The following is an 18,510-nucleotide window of genomic DNA, read 5'->3' as shown; positions in this document are numbered from 1 at the left end:
CCGGAAAAGGTCCCCGGGCGAAAGATATTGCCGTACCTGCCTATTTCGGCTCGCCGACCGATTTCTCGTGACCACCCCAGTAGTGCCGCTGCGCCCCCATCAGCAGTGGTGCGACCAGCGCCGCGAGCGCCCCGCCGAGCAGCGGGAAGACGATGAACACCCAGAGCTGCCGCAGCGCCACGCCGCCCTCGAAGACCGCCGGGCCGAACGCGCGGGCCGGGTTGACGGCCGCACCGGTGAGCGTCACGCCCACCAGTTGGGTGGCGGCCAGCGCCAGCCCGATGGCCAGTCCGGCGGTGCCCGGATTCTCGCTCCGACTCGTCACCACCAGCACCACCAGCACGAAGAGGAAGGTCAGTACGACCTCCAGCACGGCAGCGCCGCCCCGGTTGATGTGCGCGCCGTAGCCGTTCGCGCCCAGGGCTCCGGTCTGGTCCGCGACGTCACCCCATCGGGTGAGCGCCCACAGCACGAAGGCCGCGATGGTCGCGCCGACGAACTGCGCGATCCAGTACGCCACCGCCCCGAGCACCGAGATCTTTCCGGAGAGCAGCACACCGAGCGTCACCGCCGGGTTGACGTGGCTGCCGGAGAGTGGGCCGATCGTGTAGACCAGGGCCACCATCACGAACCCGAAGGCCAGCGCCACCACCACCACGCCGCCCTGGACCCGGGCGGCGACCGCGCTGCCCACGCCGAAGAACACCAGCAGCAGGGTGCCGAGGAGTTCGGCCGCGTACCGACGGAAGTCGCTCATTCGCTCAGCGTAAGTGCCGGTCGGGTGGTCGACGCCGGAATGGCCGGCTGTGACCGGCGCGACGACCGACGGCGGGCACAGTCCCGACAACCGGGCTGTTGTACCCCGTGTGGACACCCTCTCCGCGGACGTCGTGGTGATCGGCGCCGGCCAGGCCGGTCTGAGCGCCGGCTACCACCTGCACCGCACCGGTTTCGCCCCCGGCAGTGGCTTCGTCATCCTCGACGCCGACAACGGGCCCGGCGGCGCGTGGCAGCACCGCTGGCCGACGCTGGTCTTCGACAGGGTGCACGGCTTCCACGACCTGCCCGGCCTGCCGCTCCCACCCGCCGATCCGCACCGCCCGGCCGCCGAGCAGGTCAGCGCCTACTTCGCCGCGTACGAGAGGACCTTCGACCTGCCGGTGCGGCGGCCGGTACGGGTCCGGGCGGTGCGCTCCCGCCCCGACGGACGACTGGACGTGCACACCGACCGGGGCACCTGGACCGCCCGAGCCCTGATCAACGCCACCGGCACCTGGACGCGGCCGTTCTGGCCGCACTACCCGGGCCGGTCGACGTTTCGGGGACGGCAGCTGCACACCGCCGACTATCGGGGGCCGGCCGAGTTCACCGGCCTTCGCGTGGTGGTCGTCGGCGGCGGCACCTCGGCCGTGCAACTGCTCGGTGAGGTCTCCACCGTCGCGGCGGCCACCACCTGGGTGACCCGCCGGCCGCCGTCGTTCAACGACGAGGAGTTCGGCCCGGAACTGGGTCGTGCCGCGGTGGCCCGGGTGGACGAGGCGGTCCGGGCCGGTCGACCACCGGGAAGCGTGGTGGGCGTGACCGGGCTGCCGGTCACCCCCGAGGTGCGCCGGCTGCGCGAGCGCGGCGTCCTCGACCGGCTACCCGTGTTCGACCGGATCACACCCGACGGGGTGGCCTGGGCGGATGGGCGGAACGTGTCGGCGGACGTCATCCTCTGGTGCACCGGCTTCCGGGCGGCCATCGACCATCTCGCCCCGCTGGGCCTGCGCGCGCCGGGCGGCGGTATCACGATGGACGGCACCCGGGTGGTCGCCGACCCGCGGGTTCACCTGGTCGGGTACGGCCCCTCGGCCAGCACGATCGGGGCCAACCGGGCCGGCCGCGCGGCGGTCAACGAGATTCGCGCCTGGCTGGCCCCGGCCGCCGCTCTCCACTGATCCGGCTCTATTTGACGGATGGTCCGCCAGCGGGCACGGTGGAAGTGACGGGGCCGTCAGCTGCCCCGATCCGATGCGACGGCGATGACCGTTCGCCCCTCTGTCGCCTCCCACGCGTGCTCGTAGGCGGGCCCGACTGTCCGGTCCGTGCCGTATTCGACAGCGAGCCGAGAATCCACGAGGAGTTCCACTCATGCTCACCATGACCGATAACGCCGTGCTCGTCATTCGTGACCTCGCCAATCAGCAGGACGTCGCCCAGGACGGTGGGGTGCGAATCGCCGCCGACACCGAGGCCGGCTCGCTCACCGTCGAGCTGGTGCCCGAGCCGGTGCAGGGCGATCGGGTGGTCGACAACCAGGGCGCCCGGATCTTCCTGGACGAGGACGCCGCCGAGCTGCTCGGTGACGCGTCGGTGGACGCGACCGTCGACGACGAGGGCGTCATCCAGTTCGGCTTCACCGAGAAGCAGTAGCACCAGAAGCTCACCGCAACGGGCGCCCCCGCTGCGGTGGACCCTGCCCGGGGTGCCACCTCGGCACACCGTCGTCGGCCGGGTGCAACAGCGTGTTCAGCACGTGGGCCAGGTGGTGCGAGGTGCTCCACGCCGCCCAGTTGGCGGTCGAGCCGGCGCCGGCACCCCTGCGGGCCCGGCGCAACAGCTCATGGTCACCCCACGAGAAGGCCGCCCCGGTGGTCGGCCAGTGTGGCGCCGACACCAGCGTGCGACACAGGTCGGCGAACCGGTCGTCGCCCCGGCCGCCGCGTCGCGCCCAGCGGTAGATCCACCAACTGCCGTCGTCGGTGTACCGCACCGTCGGCAACCGGTCGCCGGGATCACCGGTGCCCGGCACCGCCGGGTGGACGCCGTAGTCGCCGTAGTCGACCCCGGCGTCGGCCAGCCGTCGCCACAGCTGCCAGTCCCAACGGTCCAACTGGACCGGTTCGTCGGTGGGCAGGCCGGACAGCGTCGGCGGCATGCCGCCCGCCGCCACCGTCACCGACCGCCAGGCGTGTCGGCGCGCCCAGTCCAGCAGGCGGCGTATCCGGGGCTCGGCGGCCCGCACGTCCGCCGGGCAGCACACGTCCCCCGCGTCCACCAGCAGGTCGCACTCCTCCGGGGCGAGGTCGGTGAACCGCCAGATCCGTTCCACAGCGGTGGTGCTCGCGTCCGGCCCGGCCCGGTCCTGGCCGGCCCGCAGCCGGATGAGCGCCCGGCGGCCGTACGCCCGTGCCGCCGCGCCGTGCGCGACCAGCCGGTGGTCGCTCTCGGAGAGCCCGATGACCGGCACCATCGGTACGCCCCAGCGGGTCAGCTCCGCCTCGGGGATGTCGGGCAGCGCGCTGACGTCGACGGCGGGCAGCAGCCCGGACGGCAGCCGGCGAACGGTGTCCATGGTGGACCTGTCGATCGTGCCGATCTCCAGGACCGGGGCGACCAGCTCGGCGTACGCGGGATCGAGGTGGCTCAGGGCCTCAAGCTCGCCTCGTCGGTTGGCGAGGATGGGGCGGTAGAGCGTTGCCGCCGCCCGGCCCCCGTGGGCGGGCACCATACTTCAATCTAGCCAGGCATGCGCATGTCTCACAGGGGTGTAAGTCGGAATTCGGCTGCTCGACTGTCGGTTCGACGACTACCATCCACCGGTGCTCACGCCAATTCACCGGTACCGATCCGACGACGAGGACAGCGCGCGGTGGACCGGTTTCCCGTTCCGCGACGGCGACATCGTGATCAGCACCCGGTCCAAGAGCGGCACCACCTGGATGCAGATGATCTGTGCGCTCCTGGTGCTGGGCACCCCGGACCTGCCGGCGCCGCTGCCCGAGTTGTCGCCGTGGCTGGACTGGTTGGGCGAGCCGCGAGCCACGGTGTACGACCGGCTGGCCGCCCAGCAGCACCGGCGGTTCATCAAGACGCACACCCCGCTGGACGGGGTGCCGCTCGACCCGCGGGTGCACTACGTGGTGGTGGCCCGACACCCACTGGACATGGCGGTCTCCCTCTATCACCAGGCCGCCAACCTGGACCGGGCGCGGCTGGCCGAGCTGACCGGCCGACCCGCGCCGGCCGGGCCGCCGGGTGAGCGGCCCCCGGTGCGGGAGTGGTTGACGAGCTGGGTCGACCGGGAGGTGGACCCCCACTCCGAGCTGGATTCGCTCCCCGGGGTGCTGATGCACCTGACTGACGCGTGGGCCCGCCGGCACGAGCCGAACATCGAATTGGTGCACTACGACGACCTGCTGGCCGATCTGGGCGGTGAGATGCGCCGGCTCGCCGACCGGTGGGGCATCACGGTCCCCGACGCGCGCTGGCCCGCGCTCATCGAGGCGGCCACCTTCGGCCGCATGCGCGAGCGCGCCGACCAGCTGGCACCGGACACCCTCGGCGTGCTGCGCGACCGCCTGGCGTTCTTTCGCCGAGGAGGCTCCGGTCAGGGACGCGACCTGCTGGACGAGCCCGCGCGATCCCGCTATCAGCAACGGGTCGCCGCGCTGGCCCCGCCCGAGCTGCTCACCTGGCTCCATCGCTGAGTCGGGTTGAGCGCACGGTGGCTCGAAAGAGCGCACGGCGCCGCTCGACCGTGGTCGGAACGTCGCCGCGCTCTGGCCGTCTCCCACCACCGCAGCCGTTCGGCGGTACGCCGGCGGGGACCTGGCTCGACCGGCGCTTCGTGCCGGTCCGCGCTGTCGATCCCCGGTGCGCGCGCATCCAAACCCTCTGACCGTGGGGAATTCCACCATCTGCGACTCCCGGCGTGGCGCGCCGCCGGACGGGGTATGAGCGTGGGCATGGAGCATTTCACTATCGCGACTGTCGCCGAGAAGAGCCCGGATTTCCGGCGGGTGCTGTGGACCGGTGAGCACACCCAGCTGGTCATCATGACCATTCCGCCGGACGGGGAGATCGGCGAGGAGGTGCACGAGGGCATCGACCAGATCCTGACCTTCGTCAGCGGCGTCGGCGAGGCCCGGGTCGCCGGCGCGAAGCGGAAGGTCGCCGCAGGCGACCTGGTCGTGGTTCCGGCGGGCACCAAGCACAACTTCGTCAACACCGGCCCCAACCCGCTGGTGCTGTACACGGTCTACGGGCCGCCGGAGCACGCCGACCAGGCGGTGCACAAGACCAAGGAGGAGGCCGACGCGGCCGAGGCGGCGGGGGAGGACGAGCCGCCCACCGAGTGAGGCGCCCGGTCTGATCCGGGCTGATGCGGGTACCCCCGGCGGGTGGAGCAGCAGCCGGCGATCTCCGACTACGGGTTCCTCTCGGACTCCCGTTCGGGTGCCCTGGTCGGCAAGGACGGCTCGATCGACTGGTGGTGCCCGCACCGGTTCGACGGGTCGGCCGTGTTCGCGCGGCTGCTCGACCCGGGTGCCGGCCATTTCCGGCTGGCGCCGGTAGGCGTCGGCGGTCCGGGCCACCGGGTGGAGCGCGCGTACCTGCCGGACTCGCTGGTGCTGCGGACTGTGCACCACACGCCGCACGGCAGCGTGGCGGTCGTCGATGCCCTCGCCGCCGAGGTGGGCGCCCGCGCCCACGAGTTGGGCAAGAACTCCCCGGCCGTGCTGATCCGGGTCGTCAAGGGGCTGTCCGGGCGGGTGCGGATGGGGCTCGACTTCGCACCCCGCCCGGAGTACGGCCTGCTCACGCCGTACCTGCACGACCAGCCGGACGGCGGGGTGCTGGCCGGGGCCGGCCCGGTGGTGCTGGTGTTGCGCGCCGGGGGTCTGCACCTGCGGGCGGGCACCGACCGGGTGACCCACGAGTTCGAGGTCTCCGCCGGTCAGGTGATCGGGATGGACCTCGCATTCGGTGAGGCGTACGGCGATCCGCCGGCCCGACTGGACCCGCTGGCCGCCCTCGCGGAGACGACGCAGGCGTGGCAGGCGTTCCGGGAGACGCACGGGTACTCCGGCCGCTACCCCGAACTCGTCAAACACAGCGCGACGGTGCTGACCGGCCTCACGTACGCCCGCAGTGGCGCGGTCGCCGCCGCGCTGACCTCCTCGCTGCCAGAGCAGATCGGTGGCGACCGGAACTACGACTACCGCTACTCGTGGCTGCGGGACTTCTCGTTGACGATGCGGGCGCTCTGGGTGGCGGCCTGCCCCGAGGAGACCTCCCGGCTGTTCGCCTGGGCGACCCGCTCGATCGGCCGGTTCGGCGACGAGCCCGTGCCGGTGCTCTTCGGGCTGGAGGGCGAGCGCGACCTTTCCGAGCACCACTGCGACCACCTGCGCGGCTACCGGGACAGCCGGCCGGTGCGGATCGGCAACGACGCCTGGCGGCAGCGTCAGCTCGACGTGCCGGGCGAGGTGATATCGGCGGTGTGGCGGCTGCGCGACTACCTCGGTGCGAACTTCGAGGTCGAGTTGCGGGAGATGGTGCTCGGGTTGACCGAGCAGGTGGCCGCGACGTGGCACCTGCCGGACCGGGGCATCTGGGAGACCCGCGACGACGAGCGCCACTACCTCTCGTCCAAGGTGTCCTGCTGGCTGACCATGGACCGGGCGGTGGGGCTCGCCGACCGGCTCGGTGATCAGGCCGACCCCCGTCGCTGGGCCAACGTGCGTGACGAGATCCGCGAGACCGTGCTGCGCGAGGGGTGGAACGAACGGATCGGGGCGTTCACCGGCGCGTTCGGGTCGGCGGAGTTGGACGCCTCGGTGCTCGCCCTGCCGGTCACGCACTTCCTGCCGGCCACCGACCCACGGATGCGCTCGACGATCGCGATGGTCGAGCGCGAGCTGGGCACCGAGGCCGGTCTGCTGCGACGCTGGACGGCCGACCCGGCCGGCTTCCTGCTGTGTTCGTTCTGGCTGGTGGAGTGCCTGGTGATGACGGGCGAGCAGCAGCGGGCCGAGGCGCTCTTCGAGCGGGTCGTCGGGTACGCCAACGACGTGGGGCTGTTCAGCGAGCAGATCGACCTGGCCACCGGGATGCAGCTGGGCAACATGCCGCAGGCGCTCTCGCACATCGGGCTGATCAACGCGGCCTGGCGGATCACCGAGCCGGAGAGCTACTGATCCGTCGAATCCTGCAACAGACCTGCAAGCGCCAGGCATTGACGCTGATGGTTGGACAGTCCTAGCCTCGAAGATGCGGGAAAGCCCTTTCCCACGGCTTTGATCCCGCTTCACCCCGCTTCGGATCCGGGCGTCCGACGGGGCCACACCGATCCCGTTCAGTGCCGCACGCCGCGCCGACGCGTCTCGGGCCCGACGGGCACAGGGATCACCACCACATGCGTCAAGGAGGACACCTGTGCAGCAAAGACGACTCTCCGGCCGCCGACCACTACTGCTGGCGGTGGGTGCCGGGGTGACCGTGGCGGCCCTCGCCGCCGGCATGACCTCGGCCTTCGCGGCCACCATCTTCAGCGACGACTTCACCGACGGCGACACCTCCGGCTGGTCCAAGTCCGGTGGCACCTGGGCGGTGGACGGCTCGGGGGTGCTCAACCAGTCCAACGCCGGCAGTGAGCTGGCGCGCCAGTTCGCCGGCCAGACCAGCTGGACCAACTACTCCGTGCAGGCCCGGGTCAGGCCGGCGAGCTTCGGCTCGTCCAGCGCCCTGGTCGGGCTCGCCGCCCGCTCCTCCAGCAGCACCAAGATGTACCGGCTGGCCCTGCTCGGCTCCGGCCGCGCCGAACTCCAGGCGGTCAACGGCAGCTCCGTCACGGCGATCGGCTCCGCCTCGCTCGGCGTCGGCACCGGCACCTGGTACACCCTGCGCATCGAGACCAGCGGCAGCACCATCCGCGGGTTCGTCAACGGCACCCAGATCGCCTCCGGCAGCAACAGCCTGGTCGGCGCGGGCCGGATCGGCCTGGTCACCGCGTACGCCAGCGGTGGCTTCGACGACGTGCTGGTCGACTCGTCCGGCGGTGGCACCCCGACCACGCCACCGCCGACCACCACCCCGCCGCCGACCACTCCGCCACCCACCACCACCCCGCCACCGGCCGGCTGGCCGACGCCCACCGCCAGCCAGAAGGTGGACGCGACCATCCCGGTGTCCGGCACCTTCGACGGCGGGCTCAAGCGTTACTACGGCATCGGTGACGGCGGGCAGAGCGAGAGCCAGGACCCGATGTTCGAGTTGGCCGCCGGGGCCACCCTGCGCAACGTGATCATCGGCGCGCCGGCCGGTGACGGTGTGCACTGCGAGGGCAACTGCACCCTGATCAACGTCTGGTGGGAGGACGTCGGCGAGGACGCGGCGACCTTCCGCGGCGGCACCACGTACACCGTCGACGGCGGTGGCGCCCGCTCCGCCAGCGACAAGGTCTTCCAACACAACGGGTCGGGCACCGTCTACATCAAGAACTTCCGGGTGGAGAACGCCGGGAAGCTCTACCGGGCCTGCGGCAACTGCTCCACGTCGTACCAGCGGCACGTGGTGATCGACAACGTGATCGTCCGGAACACCGACGCGATCGCCGGCATCAACACCAACTGGGGCGACACCGCCCGGTTCACCCGGATCACCATCGTCGGCGACCCGGACCGGGAGACCTCGATCTGCGTGAAGTACAAGGGCGTGCCGAAGGGCAGCGAGCCGACCGAGATCGGCGAGGGCGCCGACGGCGTCAACTGCCTCTACTCACCATCGGACATCACCTACCAGTAGGCACCGTGCGTCGGCACCCCGCGGTCCGCGGGGTGCCGGCTCTCACGCCAGCACGGGTACGCCGGACACGTCGACAGTGTCCGGATACTTCAGCCCGGCGCCGGTGTTGAGCACCACCACCCGTTCGCCGGCCCGGATCCACCCGCCGGCGCGCAGCTGCCGCGCCGCCGTCAGGCAGGCCGCACCCTCGGGGCAGAGCAGCAGCCCTTCGCGACCGGCGAACTCCCGCAGGTCGGCCAGGAGGTCCGCGTCGTCGACGGCGACGGCCGTGCCGGAGGACTCCCGCAGCGCCGCCAGGATCAGCTCGTCGCCCAGCGGGGCCGGCACCGTGATGCCGAACGCCACGGTGTGCGCGTCCGCCCACGGCTGCGCCCGATTCTCGCCGGCGGCGAACGCCCGCACGATCGGCGCGCAGCCGGTGGACTGCACGGCCACCAGCCGGGGCAGCTTGTCACCGACCCAGCCCAGCTCGCGCAGCTCGTGCAGCGCCTTGTGGATGCCGATCAGACCGACACCGCCACCCGTCGGGTAGATGATCACGTCCGGCACCTGCCAGCCGAGCTGCTCGACGATCTCGTACCCCATCGTCTTCTTGCCCTCCAGCCGGTAGGGCTCGCGCAGCGTGCCGGCGTCGAAGATCGCCCCGTTCGACTCCGCGATCAGCTCGGCCACCCGCCGGCCGGCGTCGCCGATCAGCCCGTCGATCAGGCGCAGGTCGGCCCCGGCGGCGACGCACTCCCGCCGGCAGATGCTCGGCGCGCTCAACGGCATGACGATCGTCGCGCCCATCCCGGCCCGCGCGGCGTACGTGGCCCAGGCCGACCCGGCGTTGCCGTTGGTGGGCATCGCGACCCGCTCGACGCCCAGCTCACGGGCCCGGCTCACGCCGACCGCGGCACCCCGGGCCTTGAACGAGCCGGTCGGGATCAGCCCCTCGTCCTTGACCATCAGGTCCGCGATGCCGATCTCGGTGCCGTATGCCGGGGTGCGAAGCAGTGGCGTCCAACCCTCGCCCAGCGTGGTGACGTGCCGGGGATCGGCTACCGGCAGCAGCTCCCGGTAGCGCCACAGATCGGCCGGGCGCAGCGGAAAGCGTTCCGGGGTGACCGCCTTCGCCACGGCTGGCAGGTCGTAGCGGGCGAGCAGCGGCGACCCGCAGTCGCAGAGGTTCTGTAACCGGTCGGCGGCGTGCTCCTTGCCGCACCGCGGGCAGTCCAGGTGGGTCAGGTACACGTCGCTCCTCGCGTCAGACCGCGTCGATGCCCAGCCAGCGTCGGCTGCGCCGCCCCGGCTCGTAGACCGAGTCCAGCCGTTTGGCGACAACGCCCGGCAGGCCCTGTTCCTGCCCGGCACGCAGGGCCTCGTCGCCCGCGCCCGGGAACCACGGCGGAGTCTGCCAGTGCGCACCGGCCAAGGCCAGCCCATCGAGCAGCTCCCGGCGTTGCGCGTACGGCACGTCGACGCTGCTCACGCCCTCCAGCCAGAGCAGGTCGACGATCAGGTACTGGGCGTCGGCGGGGACCCGGCTGCCGGTGCTCGGACGCACCGGACGCACCCGGCCGGCACCGTCGATGCGCACCAGCACACCGTCGAGCACCGCCTCGGTGGGGGCGAGCGCCTCGGCCATCGCGCGCAGCCACTGATATCCGCCGGTGATGTCCTCGTCGGTCTCGGAGAGCAGCCGCAGCCGGCCGCCGGAGACGTACGCCATCGCCCGGACGCCGTCCCAGCGCAGCTCGTACCCCCAGGCGGCGCTGTCGCGGGGGAGCCCGGCGGCGGGCGTGGCGTGCATCGGCCGGACCAGATCCGGCATCGTTGTCCAGCCGGGTGGCGCGGGGTCGGTGCGGCGGATCATCCAGTCCCGCCCGCCGGTGGCGAACAGCACGTAGCGCCCGGCGGTCCGGTCACCGGCGAGGGTCACGATCACCTCGTCGTCGCGCCACTTCTCGCAGTGGTAGGTGCCCCGGTCGTGGATCAGCATCCGGCCCCCGCCGTACTCACCGGCGGGGATCTCGCCGGCGAAGTCGAGGTACTCCATCGGGTGATCCTCGGTGTGCACGGCGAGGTGGTTGCGACCCGGATCACGTGGCAGCCCGCGTGGCACCGCCCAGGACGCGAGCACCCCGTCGTGCTCCAGGCGCAGGTCCCAGTGCAGGCTGCGGGCGTGGTGCTGCTGGATGACGAAGCGGGCGGCGTCGGGGCCGGCCGACGGCGGGCCCTGCGGCACCGGCTCGGGTGTGCGGGCCGCGTCCCGCCGTCGCCGGTACTCCCGCAGCCGGTCGGTCACACCCGCATTCTCCGGCAAAACCGACCGGTGCGCTGGACGCCCCAGTGTCCGGTTCACTCGGCGGTCGGGGGCGCGGCGGGGTAGAACGGACCTCATGGACCTCACCGACCAGCCCACCGCCCTGCTCCCCGGTGACGTGCGGATGCCCCTGCTCGGCTTCGGCACCTGGCAGGCCACCGGCCAGGCCGGGTACGACGCCGTGCTGGCGGCGCTCGACACCGGCTACCGGCACCTCGACACCGCCACCGTGTACGGCAACGAGCGGGAGGTCGGCCGTGCGGTGCGCGAGAGCGGGCTGCGCCGGGAGGACGTCTTCATCACCACCAAGCTGCCGCCCAACCAGGTGGGCCGGGAGCGGCAGACGCTGGAGGCCAGCCTGGAGGCGCTCGGCGTCGACCACCTGGACCTCTGGCTGATCCACTGGCCGCCGAGGTCGCCGGCCGACAGCATCCCGCTCTGGCGGGAGCTGATCGCCGCCCGGGACGAGAATCTCACCCGGGCCATCGGCGTCAGCAACTACAGCACCGCTCAGATCGACGAGCTGATCCAGTCCACCGAGGAGAACCCGGCGGTCAACCAGATCGAGTGGAGCCCCGCGCTGTACGACCGGCAGCGGCACGCCGAGCACCGGGACCGGGGTGTGGTGCTGGAGGGGTACAGCCCGTTCAAGACCAGTGACCTCAGTGACCCGGTGCTGGTCAGGATCGCCGCCGCGCACGGCGTCTCGCCCGCGCAGGTGGTGCTGCGGTGGCACATCGACCACGAGATCGTGGCGATTCCGAAGTCGGTGACCCCGGAGCGGATCACCGCCAACTTCGACGTCTTCCACTTCTCGCTGACGGCGGAGGAGATGCGCGACATCGACGCGCTCGGCGAGGGCTGATCGGCGGATTCCTTCAGCGGGTGACCCGCTGATGAAGGGTATCGACATCGACGTACGTGACGGTATAGCGTGCCCGTCATCACGTTCGTCGATCCGTTCGTGCCCGCCGTCGCTGGAGGATCGCCATGACCCGATCACCATCCGTCCGTCTGCGCCGCCGTGGGGTGCTGGGCATCCCCGCCCTACTGGTCGCCGCGCTGACCGTCGTCGCCCGACCCGCCCCGGCCAGCGCCGCGCCGAAGGCCGAGTGCCTCGCCGACCTGCTCGCGGACGCCTGATGGCGACGATCCCCTGGCTGGTGGACGTGCTGCGGGCCGCCGGGGTCCAGGTCGTCGTCGAGGGCGACTGGCTCAACCGGATGCGCCCCGGCTCCTTCGACCCGATCGGAGTGCTCTGGCACCACACCGCCTCGACCTCGAGCGCCAGCAACCCGCACCCGGCCCTCGGCATCTGCATCAACGGCCGCTCCGACCTGCCGGGGCCGCTGTGCCAGGCGCTCGTCGACTACAACGGCGTCTTCCACGTCATCTCCGCCGGCCGCTGCAACCACGCCGGGGTCAGCGGCGGTAGTGGACCGATCCCGTCCGGGGACGGCAACACCCTGATGATCGGGTGGGAGATCGACTACAACGGCGTCAACCAGGAGATGACGGCCGCGCAGTACAACGCGTCGGTCGCCGCCACCGCCGCCGTGCTCACCCGCCTCGGCCGGGACAGCAGCTACGCCCGGGGCCACCGGGAGACCAGCACCACCGGCAAGATCGACCCGTCCTTCATCGACCTGAACGTCATGCGCGCCGACGTGGCGGCGAAGATGGCCGGCGGCGGCACGACCTGGTCCGCAACCGTGGACAACACCACCAGCGGTCGGTTCACCGCCAGCGCCAACTGGGGCGTGTCGTCGTACTCCAGTCAGCGCTACGGGGCTGACTACCGCTACGCCGAACCGGTCGCCGCCAGCGATGTCGCCTGGTACCGGTTCAACGTCCCGGCCGCCGGCAACTACCGGGTCGAGGCCTGGTGGCCGGCGAACTCGGGCTACAACAGCGCCGCCCCGTACATCGTCGCCACCAGCAGCGGCAACCAGACCGTCCGGGTCGACCAACGGGCCACCGGCGGGCAGTGGCGCGCCCTCGGCACGTTCGCCCTGCCGGCGGGCGACGCCAACCGGGTCGGTGTGAGCCGGTGGAGCAGCTCCAGCGGCCTGGTCATCGCCGACGCGGTACGCCTCACCCGCGTCTGACCTCCGACGCGGCCCCGCCCGGGCTTGACGCGGCCCGGCCCGGTCTTGATCCGCTCGCCTTTCAGGAAGTCGGGGCATCCCACGTGCGAGGATGCCCCGACTTCACGGAAGCCGAGTGGATCTCCGCAGGGTGGGAGCTGAGCAGGAGAGTCATGGAGCGAGATGCGAACCTGATGGCGGTGTTACGTCGCCTCGATGATCCCGAATGGCTGGAGTTTCCCGCTGGCTACAGCAGAACGGAGCTTGCGGCCTCGTGCGGCATCCTCGCCGCAGATATCGAGTCTCGCTTCTCGACGAGTTGCGAGATCGAGCGAGACATTCAAGACTCCGCACAGTACGCGCGGATCGAAGTGCCGGGGGAATCTACGGTCAGCGGAACGCGGATCGTCGTCCTGGTGAGCAAGTTCAAGCCGTTGGCCATGGTCGCCGCCGACAACCCCGGTGCCTTTCTGAGCACCGACGAGGCATGCGCCGAAGGCGCACTGGACGCCAGCGACCTCGAAGAGGTCAAGCAGGCTCTCGTCGGCTCGGGACACCTGGTGATTCCGGAAGAACTCTTGATGAGCCGCTATGACGGAGTTGCCCACCTGCGCTTCCACGGTTCCGGGGAACCTGACTGGTGGGATCGGTTCTTTGGTTCATTCTGAATCGTCGTCTGGGGGGACGGATCAGGGCGTGCGCGGCTCCGCGCACGCCCTGACTCCTCCCGGTGGCCCGCTTCCGTTTGCGGTGGGGGCGCGACGGACGGTCACGCCCCCAGCCGTCAGGTCAGTTGCGGGAGCAGGTTGCCCCGTTGAGCGAGAAGCTGCTCGGCGACGAGTACGACCCGTTCACCGTCCCCTGGTAGCCGAAGCTGGCAGTGCCCCCGGGTGCGATGGACCCGTTGTGGCTCACGTTCCGGGCGGTCACCGCGGACCCGCTCTGACTCACCGTGGCGTTCCAGGCGTTGGTGACGGTCTGCCCGCTGGGCAGGTTGTAGTTCATCGTCCAGCCGTTGATCGCGCTGGACCCGGTGTTGGTGATCTGCACGTCGGCGGTGAAGCCGTTGTTCCACGAGTTCGCCGTGTACTTCACCGCGCAGCTCGCGCCACCGCCCGGCGGCGGCGTGGTCGGCGGCGGGTTGGTGGGGTTGCCGCCGCCGTTGACGTTGGCCGAGAACGACGTCACGGCCAGGCCGACGCCGCCCTGCCACGGCTCGAAGCCGGCCTGGATGCTGGTCAGATACCAGGAGTTGGTGATCGCGCCCCGGTTGCGGGTGTCGTTGATGAAGTCCAGCACGCTGAAGTTCAGGCTGGAGATCGCCGACTGCGCGACGTACGAGATGACGTTGTTGGAGCCGTTGCTGCCCCGCCAGACCTCCCAGGTGCGGCCGGCCAGGTTCGTCGTGCCGACCACCGAGCCGATGGGCTGGATCGGGCCCTGCCGGTTGAGCCAGATCATGATCTCCATCTGGTTCACCCCGTCCCGCTTCGGCGACGGGTCCAGCCAGATGTCGTACGACGCGTTGTAGGTGGCGCCGCTGACGTAGCGGTAGGAGATGCTGCTGGTGGCGCTGCTGATCTGGCTCACCTGGATCGGCAGGTTCGTGCCGGGGGAGCAGTTGGTGTAGTGGCAACCGAAGAACACCGAGGGGTACGCGGTGGGCGCGCCGTTGGTGGGGCTGCTGCCGTTCAGGGTGGTGATCTCGAAGCCGCTGCTGGTGACGTTGATGCACTGCTGGGCGGTGGTGCCCCAGCGGTTGTTCTGCACGACGTAGCGGCCCTGGATGGTGGTCGAGCCGTACTGTTCGCAGATCAGGGTGTCGGCGGAGGCGGTGCCGCCGAAGGTCACGGCCACCAGGGAACTGGCGACCAGCAACCCGGCGACGGCCAGGGCCCGAAGTTGACGTTTCATGACGCTCCTTGACTCGGCGCGTGCCGGGCGCCGGATGTGGTGGGGCAGTGCGGGAGCGCTCCCACGCTCAACGACACATTTACATGTCTGAAACTGACGCGCAACCGTCGGGGTTGAACTGGCAAATTGTGAGGATTGCCATCCCCGCCTTACGGCCGGCGACGGCCGGCCGGCCAAACGGCACGGGTCGCCGACGAGCGGCGGGGTGCGGGCCGATTGGGCCTGGTGTGCGCCGATCGCTCCGAGTAGCGTGTTGCCTCCAACGCGTGCCGCTCCCCCTCCGGAGGCGTACACCACCATGGGTGGCTCCCCCCTGCGCATCCTCGTCGTCGGCGCGGGCATCGCCGGCCTGTCCGTAGCCCGGGCGCTGCGCCTGGCGGGCTTCCGGCCCGACGTCACCGACAAGCTGCCACCGGGGGAGTCCACCGAGACCGGTCTCTACCTGCCCGGCAACGCCGCCCGCGCACTGCACCGGCTCGACCTGCACGACCCGGTCCGGCCGGTCGGGCAGGTGATCCACCGGCAGCGGTTCTTCGACGCCGCGGGCGCGCAACTCTGCGAGGTCGACCTCGACGCCCTCTGGGCCGGCGTCGGCGAGTGCCGGGCACTACCCCGCGCCGACCTGCACCGGGTGCTGCTCAGCGGTGCCGGCGGCGCGGTCCGGCACGGCGCCGAGGTCCGCACCCTGGACCTGCTCCCTGGCGCGGTGGGCGTCACCTTCACCGACGGCACCACCACCGAGTACGACCTGGTCATCGGCGCCGACGGGCCACGGTCCTCGGTCCGCGCGCTGGCCGCCCTCGGCGGGCCGCCGCGCCCGGTCGGGCAGGTGGTCTACCGGGCCGTCCTGCGCGACGGCCCACCGGTCACCGAGTGGACCGCACTGCTCGGCCAGCGCTCCGGGTTCCTGATGGTGCCGATCGGCGCCGGGCGACTGCACCTCTACGCCGACGAGGCCGGCACCGAGGAACCCGCCGACCCCCTCGCGCGGCTGCGGGACCTCTTCGCCGACTACCGCGGCCCGGTGCCCGAGGTGCTGGCGGCGCTCGACGAGGTGCACGTCGGGATCACCGACGAGGTGGAGCTGGGCCGTTGGCACCGGGGGCGCGTGCTGCTGGTCGGCGACGCGGCGCACGCCACCGCCCCGACGCTGTCGCAGGGCGCGGCCATGGCGTTGGAGGACGCCGTGGTGCTGGCCGAGTCGCTGCGCGCCGCCAACAGCGTGGAGGCGGCGCTGGTGGCGTACGAGAGCCGTCGCCGCCCGCGTACCCGATGGGTGCGGGACCGGACCCGGGACCGCAACCGGACCAGGGACGTGCCCCCGGCGCTGCGCGACCCGCTGCTGCGCGGACGCGGCGACCGGATCTTCGGGGAGCACTACCGGCTCCTGCTCGGCCCGCTGTAGGCCCGTTGTAGATCGTGTCACGCCACCCCACGCGGCGCTGCGACCTGCCGGGGACTATCCTCCTTGCGGATGACGGCCCGCCGATAACCAGCGTGTGCCGAGCGGGACAACCGAGAACCGGAGGCCACTCGTGACCACCGTCGCACCCAAGCCGGTCGTGACCCGGCCCTGGCCGGTCCGGGAGCCGGTCAAGGGGTCGGCCATCGCGCGGCTGCTGCGAACCACGGACGCGAAGCAAATCGGGATCATGTACATGGTCACCGCGTTCGTGTTCTTCATGATCGGCGGCCTGATGGCGCTGATCATGCGGGCTGAGCTGGCCCGGCCAGGGCTGCAGTTCCTGTCGCCCGAGCAGTACAACCAGCTCTTCACCATGCACGGCACGATCATGTTGCTGTTCTTCGCGACGCCGATCGTGTTCGCCTTCGCCAACTACATCGTGCCGATCCAGATCGGCGCGCCCGACGTCTCCTTCCCCCGGTTGAACAGCTTCGCCTACTGGCTGTACCTGTTCGGCGGGACGATGGCGACGGCCGGGTTCATCACCCCGGGTGGCGCCGCCGACTTCGGTTGGTTCGCGTACGCGCCGCTGAGCAGCGTCGAGCACTCGCCCGGCGTCGGCGCCAACATGTGGATCATGGGTCTGGCCATCTCCGGTCTGGGCACCATCCTCGGCGCCGTGAACATGATCACCACGGTGCTGACCCTGCGCGCGCCCGGCATGACCATGTTCCGGATGCCGATCTTCACGTGGAACATCCTGGTCACCAGCCTTCTGGTGATCCTGGTCTTCCCGCTGCTGGCCGCCGCGCTCTTCGCGCTCGCCGCGGACCGCATCCTCGGCGCGCACGTGTACGACCCGGCAACCGGTGGGCCAATGCTCTGGCAGCACCTGTTCTGGTTCTTCGGGCACCCCGAGGTCTACATCGTGGCGTTGCCGTTCTTCGGCATCATCAGCGAGGTCATCCCGGTCTTCTCCCGCAAGCCGATCTTCGGCTACAAGGGTCTGGTCGCCGCGACCGTCGCGATCGCCGCGCTCTCCATGAGCGTCTGGGCGCACCACATGTTCGCCACCGGCCAGGTGCTGCTGCCGTTCTTCAGCTTCCTGAGCTACCTGATCGCCGTGCCGACCGGTATGAAGTTCTTCAACTGGATCGGCACCATGTGGCGGGGCCAGATCAGCTTCGAGACGCCCATGCTCTGGGCGGTCGGCTTCCTTGTCACGTTCCTCTTCGGTGGTCTCACCGGTGTGCTGCTGGCCAGCCCGCCGATCGACTTCCACGTGTCGGACTCATACTTCGTGGTGGCGCACTTCCACTACGTGCTCTTCGGCACCATCGTGTTCGCCGTCTTCGCCGGCATCTACTTCTGGTTCCCGAAGATGTTCGGCCGGATGCTCGACGAGCGCCTGGGCAAGGTGCACTTCTGGCTCACCATGATCGGGTTCCACACCACGTTCCTGGTGCAGCACTGGCTCGGCAACGAGGGCATGCCCCGCCGCTACGCCGACTACCTGCCCAGCGACGGCTTCACCACGCTGAACATGATCTCCACGATCGGCGCGTTCATCACCGGTATCTCCACGCTGCCGTTCATCTACAACTGCTGGAAGTCGTACAAGACCGGCCCGGTGGTCGAGGTGAACGACCCCTGGGGTCACGGCAACTCGCTGGAGTGGGCGACCAGCAGCCCGCCGCCGCTGCGCAACTTCGACCGCATGCCGCGCATCCGCTCCGAGCGGCCGGCGTTCGACGCGAAGTTCCCCGAGCTGGCCGCCGGCCAGAGCGTGGCCGGCCCGCCGGAGGGTGGCGCCAAGCCGCTCACCAGCGAGTCCGACGGTGGCGCGAGCTACCGCGAGGACACCGCCAGCGACATCGATCGGCACTGACGCTCAACCGCAGCAGTACGACGGGCGCCGCCCCCGGGGACACCGGGAGCGGCGCCCGTCGCCATGTCCAGCCGCTGTCACTCTCGCGTCTCGCCTCGCTCCAGCCGCTCCACGCCGCTTACCGGCGGCTGCCTTCCGTAGCGTCTGCAGGGCCTGGGCTCGGTGTCGGCTCGGCTCAGCCTGGCCCGGCTCGGCTCAGCCTGGCCTGGCCCGGCTCAGCCTGGCCTGGCCCGGCTCAGCCTGGCCTGGCCCGGCTCAGCCTGGCCCGGCCCGGCTCAGCCTGGCCTGGCCCGGCCCGGCCCGGCTCAGCCTGGCCCGGCTCAGCCTGGCCCGGCCCGGC

Annotated in this window: 17 protein-coding genes; 12 read left to right on the top strand and 5 right to left on the bottom strand. The window is 71.1% G+C overall.

Annotated features, from left to right (window positions below):
* Positions 1–40 precede the first annotated feature (40 nt).
* Positions 41–757: an MIP/aquaporin family protein gene (locus tag IF22_RS0112160; RefSeq protein WP_030331316.1), complete on the bottom strand. Its 717-nt coding sequence runs from the start codon at positions 755–757 to the stop codon at positions 41–43.
* Between the two features lie 109 nt (positions 758–866).
* Here IF22_RS0112160 and IF22_RS0112155 point away from each other — a divergent pair, with 109 nt between their 5' ends.
* Complete coding sequence (locus IF22_RS0112155; protein ID WP_030331314.1) at positions 867–1,940, top strand: NAD(P)-binding domain-containing protein; 1,074 nt, start codon at positions 867–869, stop codon at positions 1,938–1,940.
* Positions 1,941–2,133: 193 nt separating this feature from the next.
* Positions 2,134–2,415 carry an adhesin gene (locus tag IF22_RS0112145; RefSeq protein ID WP_030331312.1) on the top strand — a complete coding sequence of 94 codons (282 nt, stop codon included), beginning with the start codon at positions 2,134–2,136 and terminating at the stop codon, positions 2,413–2,415.
* 10 nt (positions 2,416–2,425) lie between these two features.
* On the opposite strand, the gene IF22_RS0112140 is transcribed toward IF22_RS0112145, so the two are convergent.
* Positions 2,426–3,493, bottom strand: a complete 1,068-nt coding sequence (locus IF22_RS0112140) for a beta family protein (protein WP_030331310.1) — start codon at positions 3,491–3,493, stop codon at positions 2,426–2,428.
* A 91-nt stretch (positions 3,494–3,584) separates the two neighbouring features.
* Between IF22_RS0112140 and IF22_RS0112135 the strand changes: the two genes are divergently transcribed.
* The 4 genes from IF22_RS0112135 (at position 3,585) to IF22_RS0112120 (ending at position 8,571) form a co-directional block, all read left to right on the top strand.
* A complete protein-coding gene (locus IF22_RS0112135; RefSeq protein WP_030331308.1) occupies positions 3,585–4,472 on the top strand; it encodes a sulfotransferase domain-containing protein in 888 nt (295 codons plus the stop codon).
* 258 nt (positions 4,473–4,730) lie between these two features.
* On the top strand, positions 4,731–5,123 hold the full coding sequence (locus IF22_RS0112130) for a cupin domain-containing protein (RefSeq protein WP_036411381.1): 393 nt from the start codon (positions 4,731–4,733) through the stop codon (positions 5,121–5,123).
* A gap of 42 nt (positions 5,124–5,165) precedes the next feature.
* Positions 5,166–6,965, top strand: a complete 1,800-nt coding sequence (locus IF22_RS0112125) for a glycoside hydrolase family 15 protein (protein WP_030331304.1) — start codon at positions 5,166–5,168, stop codon at positions 6,963–6,965.
* A 238-nt stretch (positions 6,966–7,203) separates the two neighbouring features.
* Complete coding sequence (locus IF22_RS0112120) at positions 7,204–8,571, top strand: pectate lyase (RefSeq protein WP_030331302.1); 1,368 nt, start codon at positions 7,204–7,206, stop codon at positions 8,569–8,571.
* 42 nt (positions 8,572–8,613) lie between these two features.
* Here IF22_RS0112120 and IF22_RS0112115 read toward each other — a convergent pair whose 3' ends face one another.
* On the bottom strand, positions 8,614–9,804 hold the full coding sequence (locus IF22_RS0112115; RefSeq protein ID WP_030331301.1) for a threonine synthase: 1,191 nt from the start codon (positions 9,802–9,804) through the stop codon (positions 8,614–8,616).
* A gap of 13 nt (positions 9,805–9,817) precedes the next feature.
* Positions 9,818–10,858, bottom strand: coding sequence for a DNA polymerase ligase N-terminal domain-containing protein (locus IF22_RS0112110; protein ID WP_030331299.1), 1,041 nt, complete (start codon positions 10,856–10,858; stop codon positions 9,818–9,820).
* Between the two features lie 94 nt (positions 10,859–10,952).
* Between IF22_RS0112110 and IF22_RS0112105 the strand changes: the two genes are divergently transcribed.
* The 4 genes from IF22_RS0112105 to IF22_RS0112090 all read left to right on the top strand — a co-directional run bounded on the left by IF22_RS0112105 (position 10,953) and on the right by IF22_RS0112090 (position 13,631).
* Positions 10,953–11,741 carry an aldo/keto reductase gene (locus IF22_RS0112105; protein WP_030331297.1) on the top strand — a complete coding sequence of 263 codons (789 nt, stop codon included), beginning with the start codon at positions 10,953–10,955 and terminating at the stop codon, positions 11,739–11,741.
* 125 nt (positions 11,742–11,866) lie between these two features.
* Positions 11,867–12,019 (top strand): hypothetical protein, encoded by a 153-nt coding sequence (locus IF22_RS35380; protein WP_167337296.1) that lies wholly within the window; start codon positions 11,867–11,869, stop codon positions 12,017–12,019.
* Positions 12,019–12,984 (top strand): golvesin C-terminal-like domain-containing protein, encoded by a 966-nt coding sequence (locus IF22_RS0112095; protein ID WP_030331295.1) that lies wholly within the window; start codon positions 12,019–12,021, stop codon positions 12,982–12,984. Before IF22_RS35380 ends, IF22_RS0112095 begins: the two co-directional genes overlap by 1 nt.
* A gap of 152 nt (positions 12,985–13,136) precedes the next feature.
* The gene (locus IF22_RS0112090) at positions 13,137–13,631 is read left to right on the top strand and encodes a hypothetical protein (protein WP_030331293.1); all 495 of its coding nucleotides are present in this window, start codon (positions 13,137–13,139) and stop codon (positions 13,629–13,631) included.
* A gap of 121 nt (positions 13,632–13,752) precedes the next feature.
* Here IF22_RS0112090 and IF22_RS0112085 read toward each other — a convergent pair whose 3' ends face one another.
* On the bottom strand, positions 13,753–14,877 hold the full coding sequence (locus IF22_RS0112085) for a glycoside hydrolase family 12 protein (protein ID WP_030331290.1): 1,125 nt from the start codon (positions 14,875–14,877) through the stop codon (positions 13,753–13,755).
* A gap of 298 nt (positions 14,878–15,175) precedes the next feature.
* Here IF22_RS0112085 and IF22_RS0112080 point away from each other — a divergent pair, with 298 nt between their 5' ends.
* A complete protein-coding gene (locus IF22_RS0112080) occupies positions 15,176–16,282 on the top strand; it encodes an FAD-dependent monooxygenase (RefSeq protein WP_030331288.1) in 1,107 nt (368 codons plus the stop codon).
* Positions 16,283–16,412: 130 nt separating this feature from the next.
* Entirely contained in the window at positions 16,413–18,170 is a 1,758-nt protein-coding gene (ctaD, locus tag IF22_RS0112075; protein WP_030331286.1) for an aa3-type cytochrome oxidase subunit I, read from the top strand.
* Positions 18,171–18,510: the final 340 nt, after the last annotated feature.

The organism is Micromonospora parva (assembly GCF_000718515.1).
In the GTDB taxonomy this organism is placed as follows: Bacteria; Actinomycetota; Actinomycetes; order Mycobacteriales; family Micromonosporaceae; genus Micromonospora; species Micromonospora parva.
Note: the sequence above shows the minus strand (reverse complement) of the source record. Positions and strands in the feature narration are given on the sequence as shown.